The 16,732-nt window shown below is 71.4% G+C and carries 14 protein-coding genes; 9 read left to right on the top strand and 5 right to left on the bottom strand.

Annotated elements, in window-relative coordinates; all coding sequences use genetic code 11:
• Positions 1–300 (bottom strand): hypothetical protein, encoded by a 300-nt coding sequence (locus tag ACZ4V6_RS04195; protein ID WP_467822350.1) that lies wholly within the window; start codon positions 298–300, stop codon positions 1–3.
• Between the two features lie 204 nt (positions 301–504).
• Here ACZ4V6_RS04195 and ACZ4V6_RS04190 point away from each other — a divergent pair, with 204 nt between their 5' ends.
• Positions 505–768 (top strand): hypothetical protein, encoded by a 264-nt coding sequence (locus ACZ4V6_RS04190; RefSeq protein WP_467822348.1) that lies wholly within the window; start codon positions 505–507, stop codon positions 766–768.
• 314 nt (positions 769–1,082) lie between these two features.
• Complete coding sequence (locus tag ACZ4V6_RS04185; protein WP_467822346.1) at positions 1,083–1,883, top strand: ribonuclease BN; 801 nt, start codon at positions 1,083–1,085, stop codon at positions 1,881–1,883.
• A gap of 76 nt (positions 1,884–1,959) precedes the next feature.
• On the opposite strand, the gene ACZ4V6_RS04180 is transcribed toward ACZ4V6_RS04185, so the two are convergent.
• The 3 genes from ACZ4V6_RS04180 to ACZ4V6_RS04170 all read right to left on the bottom strand — a co-directional run bounded on the left by ACZ4V6_RS04180 (position 1,960) and on the right by ACZ4V6_RS04170 (position 6,088).
• On the bottom strand, positions 1,960–3,051 hold the full coding sequence (locus tag ACZ4V6_RS04180) for an SDR family oxidoreductase (protein WP_467822344.1): 1,092 nt from the start codon (positions 3,049–3,051) through the stop codon (positions 1,960–1,962).
• A gap of 56 nt (positions 3,052–3,107) precedes the next feature.
• On the bottom strand, positions 3,108–4,910 hold the full coding sequence (locus ACZ4V6_RS04175) for a thiamine pyrophosphate-requiring protein (protein ID WP_467822343.1): 1,803 nt from the start codon (positions 4,908–4,910) through the stop codon (positions 3,108–3,110).
• A gap of 110 nt (positions 4,911–5,020) precedes the next feature.
• On the bottom strand, positions 5,021–6,088 hold the full coding sequence (locus ACZ4V6_RS04170) for a LacI family DNA-binding transcriptional regulator (protein ID WP_467822342.1): 1,068 nt from the start codon (positions 6,086–6,088) through the stop codon (positions 5,021–5,023).
• A 194-nt stretch (positions 6,089–6,282) separates the two neighbouring features.
• Between ACZ4V6_RS04170 and ACZ4V6_RS04165 the strand changes: the two genes are divergently transcribed.
• The 5 genes from ACZ4V6_RS04165 (at position 6,283) to ACZ4V6_RS04145 (ending at position 13,908) form a co-directional block, all read left to right on the top strand.
• The gene (locus ACZ4V6_RS04165) at positions 6,283–7,209 is read left to right on the top strand and encodes a carbohydrate ABC transporter permease (protein ID WP_467822341.1); all 927 of its coding nucleotides are present in this window, start codon (positions 6,283–6,285) and stop codon (positions 7,207–7,209) included.
• 7 nt (positions 7,210–7,216) lie between these two features.
• Positions 7,217–8,167 carry a carbohydrate ABC transporter permease gene (locus ACZ4V6_RS04160; RefSeq protein ID WP_467822340.1) on the top strand — a complete coding sequence of 317 codons (951 nt, stop codon included), beginning with the start codon at positions 7,217–7,219 and terminating at the stop codon, positions 8,165–8,167.
• A gap of 101 nt (positions 8,168–8,268) precedes the next feature.
• A complete protein-coding gene (locus tag ACZ4V6_RS04155; RefSeq protein ID WP_467822338.1) occupies positions 8,269–9,612 on the top strand; it encodes an ABC transporter substrate-binding protein in 1,344 nt (447 codons plus the stop codon).
• A gap of 87 nt (positions 9,613–9,699) precedes the next feature.
• On the top strand, positions 9,700–11,745 hold the full coding sequence (locus tag ACZ4V6_RS04150) for a beta-galactosidase (RefSeq protein ID WP_467822336.1): 2,046 nt from the start codon (positions 9,700–9,702) through the stop codon (positions 11,743–11,745).
• Positions 11,746–11,871: 126 nt separating this feature from the next.
• Positions 11,872–13,908, top strand: a complete 2,037-nt coding sequence (locus tag ACZ4V6_RS04145) for an RICIN domain-containing protein (protein ID WP_467822335.1) — start codon at positions 11,872–11,874, stop codon at positions 13,906–13,908.
• A gap of 239 nt (positions 13,909–14,147) precedes the next feature.
• On the opposite strand, the gene ACZ4V6_RS04140 is transcribed toward ACZ4V6_RS04145, so the two are convergent.
• Complete coding sequence (locus ACZ4V6_RS04140) at positions 14,148–14,606, bottom strand: carboxymuconolactone decarboxylase family protein (protein ID WP_467822333.1); 459 nt, start codon at positions 14,604–14,606, stop codon at positions 14,148–14,150.
• Between the two features lie 88 nt (positions 14,607–14,694).
• Between ACZ4V6_RS04140 and ACZ4V6_RS04135 the strand changes: the two genes are divergently transcribed.
• Both ACZ4V6_RS04135 and ACZ4V6_RS04130 read left to right on the top strand, forming a co-directional pair.
• Positions 14,695–15,570 carry a sigma-70 family RNA polymerase sigma factor gene (locus ACZ4V6_RS04135; protein ID WP_467822331.1) on the top strand — a complete coding sequence of 292 codons (876 nt, stop codon included), beginning with the start codon at positions 14,695–14,697 and terminating at the stop codon, positions 15,568–15,570.
• Between the two features lie 369 nt (positions 15,571–15,939).
• Positions 15,940–16,731, top strand: coding sequence for an SAM-dependent methyltransferase (locus ACZ4V6_RS04130; RefSeq protein ID WP_467822329.1), 792 nt, complete (start codon positions 15,940–15,942; stop codon positions 16,729–16,731).
• Position 16,732: the final 1 nt, after the last annotated feature.

The raw sequence follows: 16,732 nt of genomic DNA, 5'->3' as shown, positions 1-16,732 counted from the left end.
TCAGCCGTCGAGCGCGGCGGAGGGCTCGTTGCCGTTCTGGGCCTGCTGGGACCGCTTGGCGAGCATCGTGGCCAGGTCCCGGACACCGTCCTCGTCGATGTCGCCCTTGTGCGCTGCGGACTCCGTGGTCCACAGCAGCGTCGTGCCGGCCCGGGCCTGGGTCACGGCGCCGGGCTCGCCGTGGAAGCCGGAGGTGGCGAGCCGGGCGTCGCTCTCGTCACCGATCGGGCCGAGCTCCAGGGTCTTGGCTCCCTGGCCCGTCCGGCCGGCCTGGTTGGAGTGGTAGCCGCCCCAGAGCACGTCGTACGCGTCCCTTGCGGCCTGTTCGCTGGCGCAGGCGACGACCTGGAAGGTGACGGTGGCGGGAGGGTTCTCGCGGCGGAAGACTGCGGCGCCGAAGAAGCGGGCATTCTCGCAGCCCGCGTTGCCCTTGCCGGGGCAGGCCTGCGAGCGGTGGAGCTCGTTCAGCTCACCCGCGTGAACCGGAAGAAGAGGTGCGCGACGGTGGCCGAGGCGATCGTGGGGAAGGGCCGGTGCTCAGCGCTCGGGGCGCGGTTCGGCCTTCGTGGCGTGACGGGCGGCCTTGCAGGTCTCGGGCAGGAAACGGTGTTCGATGGCGGTGCGCTTGGTGGCGGCGTCGCCGCCGGCGATTTCGGCGCGGCCCTCCATCATGGCGACGAAGCCCTGGCGGGCGACTTCCTTACGGCTGTTCTTCTTCGCGCGGGTGAGGGCGCCGAGCGAGCGCTCAGGCAGTCGTCGCCTCCGTGACCCGGCCGGTCACCGCACCGTCGACGTCGCCGCTGGGCCGCTACGGCCGCCTGGACCGGCTCCGCTTCATGGCGCGGACGGCCCCAGTGTCTGCGACGGCGCGGCGAAAAGCCGGGGCACCACTGCCCGGCGCCGCGGGACACCCGTGGGTGGGGCGTCGTACGGCCCCGAGGAGGAACGCGCACGGGTTCCCCGTTTCGCAGTCCGGCCCGGTGCGGACTCGCGCGCATACTGGTGTCACGTTTGTCCCGCCGGCCACGGGTCACTCAGTTCCGCAGCGGCGAGTCAGTCCCAGGACCGCCCGAGGAGTACCCGTGAACCGGTACCGGCGCCCCTTCGTCCGCCTGTGGGACGGGTTGGCCGCGTCCGCGCTGGTCCGGCGCGGCCGGGACCTGGAGCTGATGCACCGGGCGATGGGCTTCGCCACGCTGGCCCTGGTCACACTGGCTCCGCTGCTGATCGTGGTGGCCGCCGCCGACCCCCTGGGACACGGCGGTTTCGCGTCGTGGCTGGCCGACGGCATGGGACTGTCCGGCCGGTCCGCCACGGTGCTGACGGACATCATCAGCCCGCCGACCAAGGTGATCGGCACCACGAGCGTGTGGGGCGGTATCGCCCTCGCCGTCTTCGGCGTGTCCTTCGCGGCGAGCGTGCAGAACGGCTACGAACGCATCTGGGGTCTGCCGTCCGGCCCCTGGCACCGGGTCTGGCGACAGCTGACCTGGGTGATCGCCCTGACCGCGTACCTGTACCAGGAGGTGCAGACCCGGACCGCCCTGCACGGCTCGGCGCGGATCGCCCTCTCCACGTCGGCCGGCATGCTGTTCTTCTGGTGGGGGCAGCACTTCCTGCTGGGCGGGCAGATCCGCTGGCGGGACCTGCTGCCGGGGGCGCTGGCCACCATGGTGGGCCTGGTCGGCCTGCGCGGCTTCTCCTACCTCGTCTTCACCCCGCTGATCCTCGACAACGCGATCAGTTACGGCGCGGTCGGCATCGTGCTCGTGGTGGAGTCCTGGCTCATCGGGGTCGGGTTCGTCGTCTTCGGCGGTGCGATGGTCGGCCACTGGTTCTGCGAGCACCACTGGTGGACGCGCACCATCGACCGGGAGCGGTGATCCGGTGCGGTCGAGCGCGCCCGGACGGCCGGTGGCTCGTCCGGGCGCTCTCCCGGGGGGCGGGGCGCCGGCGGCGTCAGCCTCGCGGCGGCCCGCCCCAGCCCTTCGCGCCCGCGCTCCGGCAGGTGTGCGCGACCCGTCTCCAGGCCGCCTCGGCTCCGCCGGTGCGAGCGCGTCGGCCCGTCCCGGCGGCCAGCGTCGCGGTGACGGCTCCGGCGGCCGCCACGGCCAGGGCGAGCGGGCGGCGGTGGCGCGAGAGCCAGAACTGGAGGCTCCGCGGGTGCGACTCGTCGTCGAAGAGGCCGTGGGCTCCGTAGTCGACGGGCGCGGCGTCGTCCACCGGCTCGTAGAGGTTGACCGGCCGGGAGGGATCGACGGGGTCGTCGGTCTGCTGCGAGTCGTAGCCGGTGCGGGCCAGGTAGCGGTCGAGCAGGCCCGGGGCGATCCGCTGGCCGAGGAGGGTCGCGACGGTGGAACCGCCGACCCAGTACACGCGCCTGCCCGGATGGCCGGCCGCGTGCAGGACGGCCTCGGCGGCGACCTCGGGCTGGTAGACGGGGGCGACCGGGCGCGGGTGCCGGGGCAGCCGGGTGAGGACCCAGCTGAACTGGGGCGTGTTCAGGCCGGGCATCTGCACCATGGTGACCCGCACGCCGCTGCGGTCGTGCAGCAGTTCGCAGCGCAGGGACTCGGTGAAGCCCTGGATGGCGTGCTTGGCCCCGCAGTACACCGCCTGCAGGGGCACGCTGCGCTCGGCGAGGGCCGAGCCGACCTGCACGATGGTGCCCCGGTCACGGGGCACCATCCGCCGGAGCGCGGCCTGGGTGCCGTGGACGAAGCCGAAGTAGGTCACCTCGGTGGCCCGCCTCAGCTCCTCGGGCCGGACCTCCATGACGGGTGCGAAGACGGTCGTGAAGGCGGCGTTCACCCAGACGTCGATCGGACCGAGTTCGTCCTCGACCCGGGTCGCGGCGGCGTCCACCGCCTCGGGGTCGGAGACGTCCACCACCAGGGGCAGGGCGCGGCCGCCGGCCTTCCTGACCTCCTCGGCCGTCCGCTCGAGCGCGTGCTCGCCGCGCGCGAGGAGCGCCACGGCGGCGCCGCGCGCGCCGAAGGCACGTGCCGTGGCCCGGCCGACGCCGGCGGTGGCGCCGGTCACGACCACCACCCCGGGGCCGTCCTTCCGGCGGTGCCGCCCGCCGCGCCCGTACCGCCCCGCGCCGGTCACTTCTTGCCCCGGCCGGGGAGGTGCTCGGCGTACTCGGTGAGTTTCTGGCGGACGCCCCTGGCGGCGATGCCGGCCCGCTCGGGGTCGTGCACGGCGGCCTTGGCGGCCTTCTCGCCCTGTTCCTTCATGATGCGCGGCGGGATCGGCGCGATCTCCGCGTCCACCTTGAACTCCAGCACCACCGGCCGGTCCGAGGCCAGCGCCTCCTCCCAGGCCGCACCCACCTTCCTGGGCTTGTCGCAGACGATGCCCTTCAGACCGAGCAGTTCGGCATAGGCGGCATAGGGCACGTCGGGGATGTCCTGGGAGCCGGGATACTTGGGGTCGCCGGACATCGCGCGCTGCTCCCAGGTGACCTGGTTGAGGTCCTGGTTGTTGAACACGCAGAACACCAACGGAGCCGGGCCCGAGAGCCGGTCCAGGTACCGCTTGACGGTGATCATCTCGTTCATGCCGTTCATCTGGAACGCACCGTCACCCACGAAGGCGATCACCGGACGGTCCGGATACGCGAACCGCGCCGCGATCGCGTACGGCGTGCCGGGCCCCATCGTCGCCAGCGTCCCGGACAGCGACGCGCGCATGCCGTCACGGAGCTTCAGGTGCCGGGCCCACCAGTTGGTGCCGGAACCCGAGTCCGCCGTCAGGATCACCCCCTCCGGCAGCCTCGGCGACAGCTCGGCGGCCACCGCCTGCGGGTTGATCCGGCCGCCGAAGTGCTCCGCCGCCCAGCGGTTGCACAGGTCGTTCCACTCGCGGACGTCCTTCTCGATCTTCTTCCGCCAGCTCTTGGCCTTCTTCCGCTTCAGCAGCGGGATCAGCGCCCTCAGGGTCTCCTTGGAGTCGCCGACGAGGTGGGCCTCCATCGGATACCGGATGCCGATCATGCGGCCGTCGATGTCGATCTCCACGCCCCGGGCCTGCCCCTCGTCCGGCAGCCACTCCGAGTACGGGAAGCTCGTGCCGACCATGAGCAGGGTGTCGCACTCCCGCATCATGTCGTCGCTGGCCTTGCTCCCCAGCAGACCGATCGGACCCGTCACGAACGGCAGGTCGTCGGGGAGCACCTCGCGACCCAGCAGGGCCTTGGCCACCCCGGCACCCAGCAGCTCCGCCACCTCGATCACCTCGGCCTCGGCGGCCGCGGCACCCTGACCGACCAGCATCGCGACCTTCTCGCCCTCGTTGAGGACGTCGGCGGCCCTGCGCAGCTCGTCCGGGTCGGGCAGGACCCGGGGACGGCTCCAGCCGACGCTGGAGAAGACCGAACCGTGCGTCTTCGGCGGGGACGGCACCGCCTCCTCCTCCTGCACATCGTTCGGGATGATGATCGTGGCCACACCCCGCGTGGTCAGCGCCGTCTTGAACGCCCGGTCGATCACGTGCCGGACCTGACCCGGATGCACCACCATCTGGCAGAACTCCGACACATCCGCGAACAACCGGTCCAGAGCGATCTCCTGCTGGTAATGGGTGCCCAGCGACAACCGCTTCTGCTGCCCCACCACCGCCACCACCGGCTGATGATCGAGCTTCGCGTCGTACAGACCGTTCAGCAGATGCACCGCACCCGGACCCGAAGTCGCCACGCAGCAGCCCACCTCACCGGTGAACTTGGCATGCGCACACGCCATGAACGCGGCCATCTCCTCGTGCCGCGTCTGGATGAACTCCGGACTGCCCCCCGCCCGGTCGAACGCACCGAGCAGACCGTTGATGCCGTCACCCGGATAGCCGTAGACCCTTTCGACGCCCCACTCGGCCAGGCGCTGCAGAACGTAGTCGGCGACTTGAGTCATGGGCTCTCCCGGGCACGCGTGAAGAACAGTGGGTTGTGGAGTGCCTTCCCGTGCGGTTCATAAACCGGTCGGTATTCACCCGTTCGGCCGTCCGTGCCGGATGCGCGCCCTCAGCGTCCGCGCGCCGGGGGCGGTGCGGTGCTCGCGCGGGTCACCAGCCGGGTCGGCACGAGCGTCGTCCCCCGCTCGGGACCGTCCTGGCGCATCTTGCGCAGCACGGCCCGCACGCAGAGCCGTCCCACCTCGGCGAAGTCCTGGTGCACCGTGGTCAGCGGCGGCAGGAAGGAACCGGCCTCCGGGATGTCGTCGAACCCGATGACGCTGACGTCCTCCGGGACGCGCCGGCCGCGTTCGTGCAGGGCGCGCAGGAGTCCCAGGGCCATCTGGTCGTTGGCCGCGAAGACGGCCGTGCAGCCCTCGCGGCCGGCGAGTTCGAGGCCGGCCCGGTGACCGGACTCCGCGGACCAGTCGCCCCGGGTGAGGGGCGGCGGGGTGCGGCCGGCCTCGGCGAGCGTCCGGCGCCAGGCGTCCGCGCGGCGCTGGGCGGCGAAGGAGCCCTCGGGCCCGGCCAGGTGCCACACGGTGTCGTGCCCGAGGTCGAGCAGGTGCCGCACGGCGGCGCGGGTGCCGCCGGCCTGGTCGGTGTCGACGACCGTGTAGTGGTCGCCGGCGTCGGAGTCGACCACCACGACCTGGACGTGGGGCGGCAGGGTGACGGTGGCCGCGTCCAGCAGGTGGACCTCCATGATGACGATCACCGCGTCGACGGCGAGCTCCTCCAGCCGGGAGAACGCGCCCCGCACCTCGTCCTGTGTGGGGACGGCGACCGGCAGCAGCGTCACCGCGTACCCCTCGCTCGCCGCGGAGGTGGCGATGGCCTCCAGGGTGCGCACGTTGCCCGTGGTGGACAGCGAGAAGGTGATGACGCCGATGGTGCGGAACTCACCGCGTTTGAGCGCCCGGGCGGCGCTGTTGGGGCGGTATCCGAGCTCCTTCATGGCCGCCAGGACCTGCTGCCGGGTCTCCTCGGTCACCCCGGCGTATCCGTTGGAGACGCGGGAGACGGTCTGCGAGGAGACCCCGGCCAGCCGGGCCACGTCCGCCATGGAGGCCGTGCGCTCCCGGCCGCGCCGGGGACGCGCGGGTGCGCCCGTCGGGACTTCCTCAGCCGTGCTCACTCGGCGTCAGCCACCTCTCCGTCGCTGTCAGGCCCTGGTGCGAAAGGACCCTTGACCGTCGTCATCGGGGCAGTGTAGACATGCCGCCATCAGATGTTTACGTAAACATAACAGCCCGGGCGTCTTTTCGCGGTCCGCGATGTTTGCGTAAACATCACGCAGTTCCAGGACGTGGACGAGCGAGGAACGACGACATGACGACGCTGCAACCGCCGGCCGCCGCCGAGCCGCGGCCGGCACCGCCACCGACGAGACGGGACCGCCGGTCCTGGACCGGGTGGGGTTTCCTCGGTCCGTTCGTGGCCGTGTTCGCCCTGGTCTTCCTCGCGCCGATCGCCTACTCGGTGTACCTCAGTCTCTTCCGCGACCAGCTCATCGGCGGGACCACCTTCGTCGGCCTGGACAACTACACGCAGGCCTTCCAGGACGACCGGTTCTGGGCCTCGCTCGGCCGGGTCGCGCTCTTCCTGGCCGTCCAGGTGCCGGTCATGCTCGGCATCGCGCTCCTGGTGGCACTGGCCCTGGACAGCGGCCGCCTCTACGGCCGGGACTTCTTCCGGATCTCGGTCTTCCTGCCGTACGCCGTGCCCGCCGTGGTGGCCACCCTGATGTGGGGCTTCATGTACGGCACCCGCTTCGGCCTGGTCGGCGACATCGACGACGCGCTGGGCGTCACGCTGCCCGACCCGCTCTCCCCCGATCTGGTGCTGGCCTCCATCGGCAACATCGTGACCTGGGAGTTCATCGGCTACAACATGCTGATCTTCTACGCGGCCCTGCGTGTGGTGCCGCACTCGCTGTACGAGGCCGCCGAGATCGACGGTGCCGGACAGATCCGCGTGATCACCGCCATCAAGCTCCCGGCCATCCGCGGGGCGCTGGTCATCGCGACGATCTTCTCGATCATCGGCAGCTTCCAGCTCTTCAACGAGCCGAACATCCTGCAGCCGCTGGCGCCCAACGCCATCACCACCGACTACACGCCGAACTTCTACACGTACTCGCTGTCCTTCAACGGACAGCAGCACAACTACTCCGCGACGGTCGCCATCGTCATGGGGCTGATCACCATGGTCATCGCCTACGTCGTCCAGCTGCGCGGCATGCGCAAGGGAGTGTGAAGCAGCGATGACCAGTCCTGTCGTCACCGTCTCCGACCGTCCCGCGCCCACTCCGTCCGGCGCCCGCCGCGCCGCGCCCAAGCTGCGCGCCGCCCGCCGCCGGCACACCCCGGGCAGGCCCCGGCGCAGCGTCCTGCTGACCGTGCTCACCGGGCTGGTGGCGCTCTACAGCCTGGTGCCGCTGCTCTGGCTCGTCATCAGCGCCACCAAGACGCAGGAGGGCCTGTCGGACTCCTTCGGCCTGTGGTTCGACGGGGACTTCGCCCTGTGGGACAACATCACGCAGACGTTCACCTACGACGACGGCGTGTTCACCCGCTGGCTGCTGAACACCCTGCTGTACGTGGGACTGGGCGCGGGCGGCGCCACCTTCCTCGCCGTCCTCGGCGGTTACGCGCTCGCCAAGTTCGACTTCCCCGGCCGGCGCGGCGTCTTCGCCGTCGTCATCGGCGCGGTGGCGGTGCCGGGTACGGCGCTGGCGGTGCCGACCTTCCTGATGTTCAGCAAGATGGGCCTGACCGACACGCCCTGGGCGGTGATCATCCCCTCGTTGATCTCGCCGTTCGGCCTGTACCTGATGTGGGTGTTCGCGAGCGAGGCCATCCCGACCGAGCTGATGGAGGCCGCCCGCATCGACGGCGCCGGCGAGGTGCGCACCTTCTTCCGGGTGGCGCTGCCGCTGCTGGCGCCCGGCATCGTCACCGTCCTGCTGTTCACCATGGTGGCGACCTGGAACAACTACTTCCTGCCGCTGATCATGCTCAAGGACCCGGACTGGTATCCGCTGACGCTGGGCCTGAACAGCTGGAACCAGCAGGCGCAGACCGCGGGCGGCGAGGCCGTCTTCAACCTGGTCGTCACCGGGTCCCTCGTCACGATCCTGCCGCTGATCGCCGCGTTCCTGCTGCTGCAGAAGTACTGGCAGTCCGGACTGGCCGCCGGAAGCGTCAAGGAATAGCCCGGCCCCCTCCCCCGCGCTCCGGCTCCCCCGCCTTCCGCCACGTTTCTCCGACCCTCGACCGTGCCGGTTCCCGGCCACGAAGAAGTGGAAGCTCGCCCATGCACAAGCACTCGCGCCGCCTGTTGCGCGGCATCGGTCTCGTCTGCGCCCTCGCCCTGGGAGCGACCGCCTGCGGCGGCAGCGACGACGGCGGATCGAGCGGGAAGTCGGTCTCCCAGGAGGACGTCCAGGCGGCTCTGAAGAAGGGCGGCACCATCACCGTCTGGGCGTGGGAGCCCACGCTCAAGCAGGTGGCCGCCGGCTTCGAGAAGGAACACCCCGGCGTCAAGGTGAACCTGGTCAACGCGGGCACCAACAACGACCAGTACACGGCGCTGCAGAACGCCATATCGGCGAAGAAGGGCGTGCCCGACGTCGCCCAGATCGAGTACTACGCGATGGGCCAGTTCGCCCTGACCGAGCAGCTCACCGATCTCAAGGGCTTCGGCGCCGAGAAGCTCGCCGCCCGCTACTCGCCCGGCCCCTGGAACGGCGTGCAGGCAGGCGGTGACGGCGTCTACGCCCTGCCGATGGACTCCGGTCCGATGGCGCTGTTCTACAACAAGAAGGTCTTCGACACGTACGGCATCGAGGTGCCCACCACCTGGGACGAGTACCTCACCGCCGCCCGCGACCTGCACAGGAAGAACCCGAAGGCGTACATCACCGCCGACACCGGTGACGCCGGCTTCGCCACCAGCATGCTCTGGCAGGCCGGTTCGCACCCCTACACGGTGAACGGCACCAAGGTGAAGATCGACTTCTCCGACGCGGGCGCCGGGAAGTTCACCGCCGTCTGGCAGAAGCTCATCGACGAGAAGCTGCTCGCTCCCGTCACCAGCTGGAGCGACGAGTGGTACAAGGGCCTCGGCGACGGCAGCATCGCGACCCTCGCCACCGGCGCCTGGATGCCCGCCAACCTGGAGTCGGGCGTGAAGAACGCCTCCGGTGACTGGCGCGCCGCCCCGCTCCCGCAGTGGACGGCGGGCGACAAGGCCGGCGCCGAGAACGGCGGCAGCGCGCTCGCCCTGCCCGAGCTCGGCAAGAACGAGGCACTGGCGTACGCCTTCGTCGAGTACGCCAACGCGGGCAAGGGCGTGCAGACCCGCCTGGCGAACGGCGCCTTCCCGGCGACCACCGCGGATCTGCAGTCCAGCACGTTCCAGGACACGAAGTTCCCGTACTTCGGCGGTCAGCAGGCCAACAAGATCTTCGCCGAGGCGGCCGCGAACGTCGCCGACGACTGGTCGTACCTGCCCTACCAGGTGTACGCGAACTCGATCTTCAACGACACCGTCGGCAAGGCCTACGTCTCCGGCACCACGCTCGCCGAGGGCCTGAAGTCCTGGCAGGACGCCTCGGTCGAGTACGGCAAGGAGCAGGGCTTCACCGTCGAGCAGTAGCACCAGCACGCGATGCGGCAGCCCGCACGGGGCGGCGCGGCATCCGCGCCGCCCCCGCACCGCACGCACCCCACTGGAAGGACCGCCATGATCTCCACCCTCCTGTCCCGCCTCCAGGGCGGGCCGGACGGCGCGCCCGCCCCCCGTCTCGCCTTCGGCGCCGACTACAACCCCGAGCAGTGGCCCCGGGAGGTGTGGGAGGAGGACGTACGGCTGATGCGCGAGGCCGGCGTCAACATCGTCTCCGTCGGCATCTTCTCCTGGGCCCGGATCCAGCCCGGCCCGGACACCTGGGACTTCGCCTGGCTCGACGAGGTCATGGACCTGCTGCACGCGAACGGCGTCGGCGTCGACCTGGCCACCGCCACCGCGTCCCCGCCGCCCTGGCTGACCACCGCGCACCCGGAGATCCTCCCGGTCACCGACCGGGGGGAGACGCTGTGGCCGGGAGCACGCCAGCACTGGCGTCCGACCTCGCCGGTCTTCCGGGAGCACGCCCTGCGCCTGGTCCGGCAGATGGCGTCCCGCTACGCCGGCCACCCGGCGCTGGTCGCCTGGCACGTCAGCAACGAGCTCGGGTGCCACAACGTCTACGACTACTCGGACGACGCGGCACGCGCCTTCCGGGACTGGCTGCGCGCCCGGTACACCACGCTGGACGCCCTCAACCACGCCTGGGGGACGGCGTTCTGGTCTCAGCGCTACAGCGACTGGGAGCAGATCCTGCCGCCGCGGCTCGCCGCCTCCCACCCGAACCCGACCCAGCAGCTGGACTTCAAGCGCTTCTCGTCGGACGCGCTGAAGGACCACCTGCGGGCCGAGCGTCAGGTGCTGCGGGAGCTCACGCCGGACGTTCCCGTCACCACCAACTTCATGGTGATGCCCGGCACCACGGGCATGAACTACGCGGACTGGGCGGGCGAGGTGGACTTCGTCGCCAACGACCACTACGTCGTCCCGCACCCGCAGGCCCGCGACGAGCTGTCCTTCTCGGCGAACCTCACCAGCAACATCGCGGGCGGCCGGCCCTGGTTCCTGATGGAGCACTCCACCAGCGCCGTGAACTGGCAGCCCGTGAACCTGGCGAAACGGCCGGGTGAGCTGGCCCGGGACTCGCTGACGCACGTGGCGCACGGCGCCGACGCCGTCTGCTTCTTCCAGTGGCGCCAGTCCGCGGCCGGCGCCGAGAAGTACCACTCGGCGATGGTGCCGCACGCCGGTGCCGACAGCGACCTGTTCCGCGCGGTCACCGCGCTCGGCGACACGCTGAAGGCGCTGGCGCCGGTCGCCGGGAGCGAGCGGGAGCCCGCCGAGGTCGGCATCCTCTTCGACTGGGAGTCGCGGTGGGCGAGCGAGCAGGACTCGCACCCGACCTCGCTGCTCGACTACCACCAGGAGGCGCTCGACTGGTACTCCGCGCTCCTCTCCCTCGGCGTCCGCGCCGACGTGGTCACCACCGGCGCCGATCTGAGCCGTCACCGGGTGCTGATCGCGCCCGTGCTGCACATGGTCCCCGCCGACCTCGCCAAGGAGCTCACCCGGTACGCCGAGCAGGGCGGGCACCTGGTCACCACCTACTTCTCCGGCATCGTGGACGAGAACGACCACGTCTGGCTCGGCGGCTACCCGGGTGCCCTGCGGGACCTGCTGGGCATCCGCGTCGAGGAGTTCGGTCCGCTGCCCGACGGAGAGACCGTGGAGCTGGACGACGCGGCCACCGGCGCCCTGTGGACCGACCACGTCACCGTCACCGCGCCCGAGACCGAGGTCCTCGCCCGCTACCGCACGGGCACGCACGCGGGCCGCCCGGCCGTCACCCGGCGCCCGGCGGGCAGCGGTTCGGCCGCCTACGTCTCCACCCGGCTCGGCGCCGACGGCCTCGCCGCGCTGCTGCCGCGGCTGCTGGCACCGGCCGGCGTGGCGAGCGACCTGCCCGCCGAGGTGCGCGGGCTGGTCGAGGCCACCGTGCGCCGCGGTCCGGGCGGGCGCTTCCTGTTCCTGGTCAACCGGACCGACGAGACCGTGACCGTCCCGGGGCTCACCGGAGAGGTCCTGGTGGGCGGCACCGGTGACGAGGGCGCCGTCGTCCTCGCGCCGCGGGGCGTCGCCGTCCTGCGCACGCCCACCGACTGAGCGCACACCCCGCACCCCCCTGTCTCCCCGGAGCGGCACGCACCCGCTCCGGGGCCATCCCCTCCTGCCCGGAACCAGGCGGAAGGGGCCACCGCAGCGACCACACCTTCCCGTTGGGAGCACACGATGGCACGCCGTACCCGCAGCAGACGCCTCCTCGGAGCCGCTGCGCTCACCGCCCTGGCCACCGGGGCCGCTCTGATCAGTGTCCCCGCGCAGGCCGAGCCCGCCGCGGCCGCCGCCGTCACCGTGCGGCCGGACCCGTCGTACCAGCAGGAGGAGTTCGAGGGCTGGGGCACCAGTCTCGTCTGGTTCGCCAACGCCACCGGCGACTACCCGCCCGAGATCCGCGAGAAGCTGGCCCGGCTCCTGTTCGGCGACGACGGTCTCGGGCTGAACATCGCCCGCTACAACATCGGCGGCGGCAACGCGCCGGACGTCAAGGACTATCTGCGCGCCGGCGGCGCGGTCGAGGGCTGGTGGAAGGCGCCCGCGGGCACCACTCGCGAGGACACCGACTGGTGGAGCGCCGAGGACCCGGCCGACTGGAACGAGGACGCCGACGCCACCCAGCGCTGGTGGGTCGGGCGCATCAAGGACGACATCGACCACTGGGAGACGTTCAGCAACTCGCCGCCCTGGTTCATGACCGTCAGCGGCTACGTCTCCGGCGGCTTCGACTCCTCCGCCGACCAGCTGAGGACCGACTCGGTCGACGACTTCGCCGCCTACCTGGCGGGTGCGACCAGGCGGCTGGAGCAGGCGGAGGGCATCGAGGTCGACACCGTCGATCCGTTCAACGAGCCCAACACGCCCTACTGGGGAACACGGCTGGGAGCCGACGGCGAGCCCGTCGGCGGCCGGCAGGAGGGCGCCCACATCGGGCCCGAGCTCCAGCGCAAGGTCCTCCGGGCCCTCGCCCCCGCGCTGAGGAAGGCGAAGGTCAAGGCGGACATCTCGGCGATGGACGAGACCAACCCCGCCACCTTCGCGAAGAACTGGAGCGCGTACTCCCCGGCCGACCGCGACCTCGTCGGCCAGATGAACGTCCACACCTACGGCACCGGCCAGCGCACCACCGTGCGCGACCTCGCCAAGGCCGCGGACAAGCCGCTGTGGATGAGCGAGGTCGGCGGCGACTGGGGTGACGGGCAGGACTTCGAGGACATGCGGCCCGGCCTCGGCCTCGCCCAGCAGATCGTCGACGACCTGCGCGAACTGGAGCCCCGCGCCTGGGTCTTCTGGCAGCCCGTCGAGGACTACGACAACATGAAGCCGGGCGGTGAGTCCGCCGGGGGCGGCAACTGGGGCAGCATCCAGCTACCGTTCAGCTGCACCGCCCGGGACACCCTCGAGACCTGCCCGATCCGGACGAACACCAAGTTCGACACCGCGCGCAACTTCACCCACTTCATCAAGCCCGGCGACCGGCTGATCAGGACGGACGACACGTCCAGCGCCGCCGCCGTCACCCGCGACGGCAAGGGCGCCTCCCTCGTCCACGTCAACCGCACCACCGAGCCCCGCACGGTCACCATCGACCTGTCGAAGTTCCGCGACGTCAGCCGCAGGGCCACCGTCACCCCGGTGGTGACCAGCGCCGACGGCAGGCTCGCGGAGCAGGCCCCGATCAGGGTCAGCGACCGCACGGCCACCTTCACCGTGCCCGCGCAGTCCGTGACCTCCTTCGGGATCGAGGGCGTCTTTGGTGTCGCGAAGGACGCCCCGGCGCTCCGCAAGGGTCACACCTACACGCTGACCGGCGTGCAGAGCGGCAAGGCCGTCACCGTCGCGGACGACGGCTCGGGCCTGGTCCTCGGCTCCGGGAGCGGCACCGACGCTCAGCAGTGGCGGCTGAGCGCGGTACGCCCCGGCAGCGGAGTCCGCGACCGCTATGTCTTCACCGACCCGCGGGGCGGCACGCGGCTGGCCGTACGCGACGACGTCCCGGTGGCCGAACCCGACACCGGCAGGCGCGACGCGGCCACCGAATGGCTCCTGTCGACCACCGGCGACGGCACCTGGACGCTGGTCAACGCCGCCACCGGACGCCTCCTGGAGGTCGGCGGCCAGGCGACGCACGCGGGCGCGGCCGTCACGACGTGGCCGCCCAACTCCGGCGCCAACCAGCGCTGGACGGTGACGGACGTGTCCGCCGGCTGATCCCTGCCCGCGCGAGCGGCTCCGTCCGCACCGCGGCGGCGGCGCGGACGGAGCCGCGGCCCGGGCCGCGAGACACGAGGGGGCGGCATGACCACCGGCCCCCGCGAGCTCGGCGTACGCGGCAGGACGGCGGCGCGGGAGCTCTGCTCGGACGGCGCACCGGGCCTCGCGGGCCTGGCCGAGAAGCGCCTGCGGGGCAAGGAGTCGGCCGACGCCCGCAACCAGGAGCCACGTCGGGCTCAGCCCCAGGTCTGGCCGGCTGGTTCCTTGATGGTGCGGTTGATCCTGTTGAAGAAGTTGGTCAGCGCGATCTCCAGGTTGATCGCGCCGATCTGCTCCTCGGTGAAATGGGCGTTGACCTCTTCCCAGATCTCGCCGGTGACTCCCTCCGCGCCGTCCTGCAGCCGGGTGGCGGCCTCGGCCAGCGCCAGTGCCGCGCGCTCCGCATCGGTGTAGAACGGCGCCTCACGCCACGCCGCTACGTTGTGCAGCCGCTCGTCGGTGTCACCGGCCTTCTTCCCCCCGGCGACACTGGCGTAGACGCACGCCGAACAGCTGTTGATCTGGCTGGCGCGCAGGTGGACCAGCGCGAGCAGTTTCGGGTCGACGCCCCCGGCTGCGATCGCCTTCTGCAGGTGCCCGATCGCCTTCCACACGTCGGGGTTGTCGGTGTTCTTGTTCTTCAGTCGGTTCTGCATGGCAGGCTGCTCTCCTCGGTCGGTTGTTACCTTGCGGGGCTGGTGCCCGTCACCCCTATGACGGAGCAGCTTCCAGGGAGGTAACACCATGTCCGGCGCCCATCCCGCCGATCCGATCGCCGATGCCTTCGAGGCGCACCGCGACCGGCTCACAGCCGTTGCCTACCGCGTGCTCGGCTCGCACGCCGACGCGGACGACGCGGTGCAGGAGGCGTGGCTGCGTCTGTCCCGCCAGGACGCCGGCGCCATCGACAATCTCGGCGGCTGGCTGACCACCGTGGTCGGCCGCATCAGCATCGATCTCCTGCGCTCGGGCCGCACGCGCCCGACTGTCCCCCTCGACGACCGGCTGCCCGAACTCACCGTGACGCTCGACGACGGCCCGACTCCGGAAGAGCTTGTGGCACTGGGCGAATCGGTGGGCTTGGCGCTGTTGACGGTCCTGGACTCGCTGCGCCCCGACGAGCGCCTGGCGTTCGTGCTGCACGACGTGTTCGCCGTGCAGCACGAGGAGATCGGCACCATCCTCGGCAGGTCCACCGACGCGACCAAGATGCTCACCAGTCGCGCTCGCCGGAAGGTGCAGGCCGTCCAGCAGTCGGCAAGCGACCGACAGCAGCAACGCGAGGTGGTCGGAGCGTTCTTGGCCGCGGCCCGCGAGGGCCGGTTCGAGCGGCTGCTGGAAGTTCTCCACCCTGAGGTGGAATTCACCGTACACACCCCCGGCGGACGGTTCGTCACGATCGGGGCCACTGAGGTCGCCAGTCGCGCCCGAGTGGCCGGCGGCGCGGCACACGGACATGCGGCGACCGTCAACGGGCGCCCCGGCGTCATCGCCTGGAACGAGGACGGCACCCCGCTGTCCCTGCTCGCCTTCACCGTCACCGACGGTCGCATCACCGAGATCACCGCCGTGGTCGACCCGGCCGAACTCGCGCTCATGGACCTGCCGGACCCGGTGTGACTGTCCACCGGCGACGGCTGGTCGTCCTGGATGTGGTCCATGCCGGTCCCGCAGAGACGGTCGACGTAGCCATCCGGTGGGCGGAGAGGGCGGGGATCCGGGATTGCCGTGAGCGCCCCGTACCCATCGGCGGGGAGTCCTGAAGGACAACGACCGCCCGCCCCCAGTGCCGGGCGGTCGGCATCCCTCCCGCGAGATCACCGACGCGGACCGGGAGCGGACGTACCGTCCGCCCCGGACCCTGGGCCGGGACGGATGAGGGACCGGGGAGCAACTCCCGTCGCAGGGGCCGCACATGGCACGTCCGCAGGGCAGTACGATGATCGAAATCAGCGGCGAAGCCTCACCTCCCGGACGACGGAGCGTGCCATGACGACGGACCATTCCCAGCCCCCTCGCCTCGACACCGGCCGGGCCCATCCCGCGCGGGTCTACGACTGGCTGCTGGGCGGCAAGGACAACTACCCCGTCGACGAGGCGGTGGGCGAGACGCTGCCGCCCGAGGCACGGGACGCGGCGCGACAGAACCGCGCGTTCATGAACCGCGCGGTGGCCCACCTCGCCGCGCAGGGCATCGACCAGTTCCTGGACATCGGCACGGGCATACCCACCGAGCCCAACCTCCACCAGATCGTGCAGCGGACGGTGCCGTCGGCCCGGGTCGTCTACGCCGACAACGACCCGATCGTGCTGCGGCACGCGGAGGCGCTGTTGGTCAGCACCCCGGAAGGCGCCACGGACTACATCCAGGCCGACGTGCGCGAGCCGGAGGAGATCGTGCGGCACGCCCGCGAGATCCTGGACTTCGACCGGCCCGTCGCCCTGTCCCTGATCGCCCTGATGCACTTCGTCCCGGACGACCAGGACGCCCACGGCATCGTCCGCGGCCTGGTCGCCACCCTGCCGCCGGGCAGCCACCTGGTCCTCTCGCACGCCGCGATCGACCTGTTCCCCGAGCTGGCGGAGCGAGTGATCGCCCAGTACGCCAAGGGCGGCATCCGGCTCGGCTTCCGCACCCGGGCGGAGGTGGCCCGGTTCTTCGACGGACTGGAACTGGTACCGCCGGGGCTGGTCACCGCCACCGAGTGGTACGGCGCGGACCAGGAGCCGCCGGCGGCGGAGGAGAGCGGCATCTACGCGGGCGTGGCGCGCGTCCTCTGAC

Source organism: Streptomyces sp. NPDC029152 (assembly GCF_055564355.1).
Note: the sequence above shows the minus strand (reverse complement) of the source record. Positions and strands in the feature narration are given on the sequence as shown.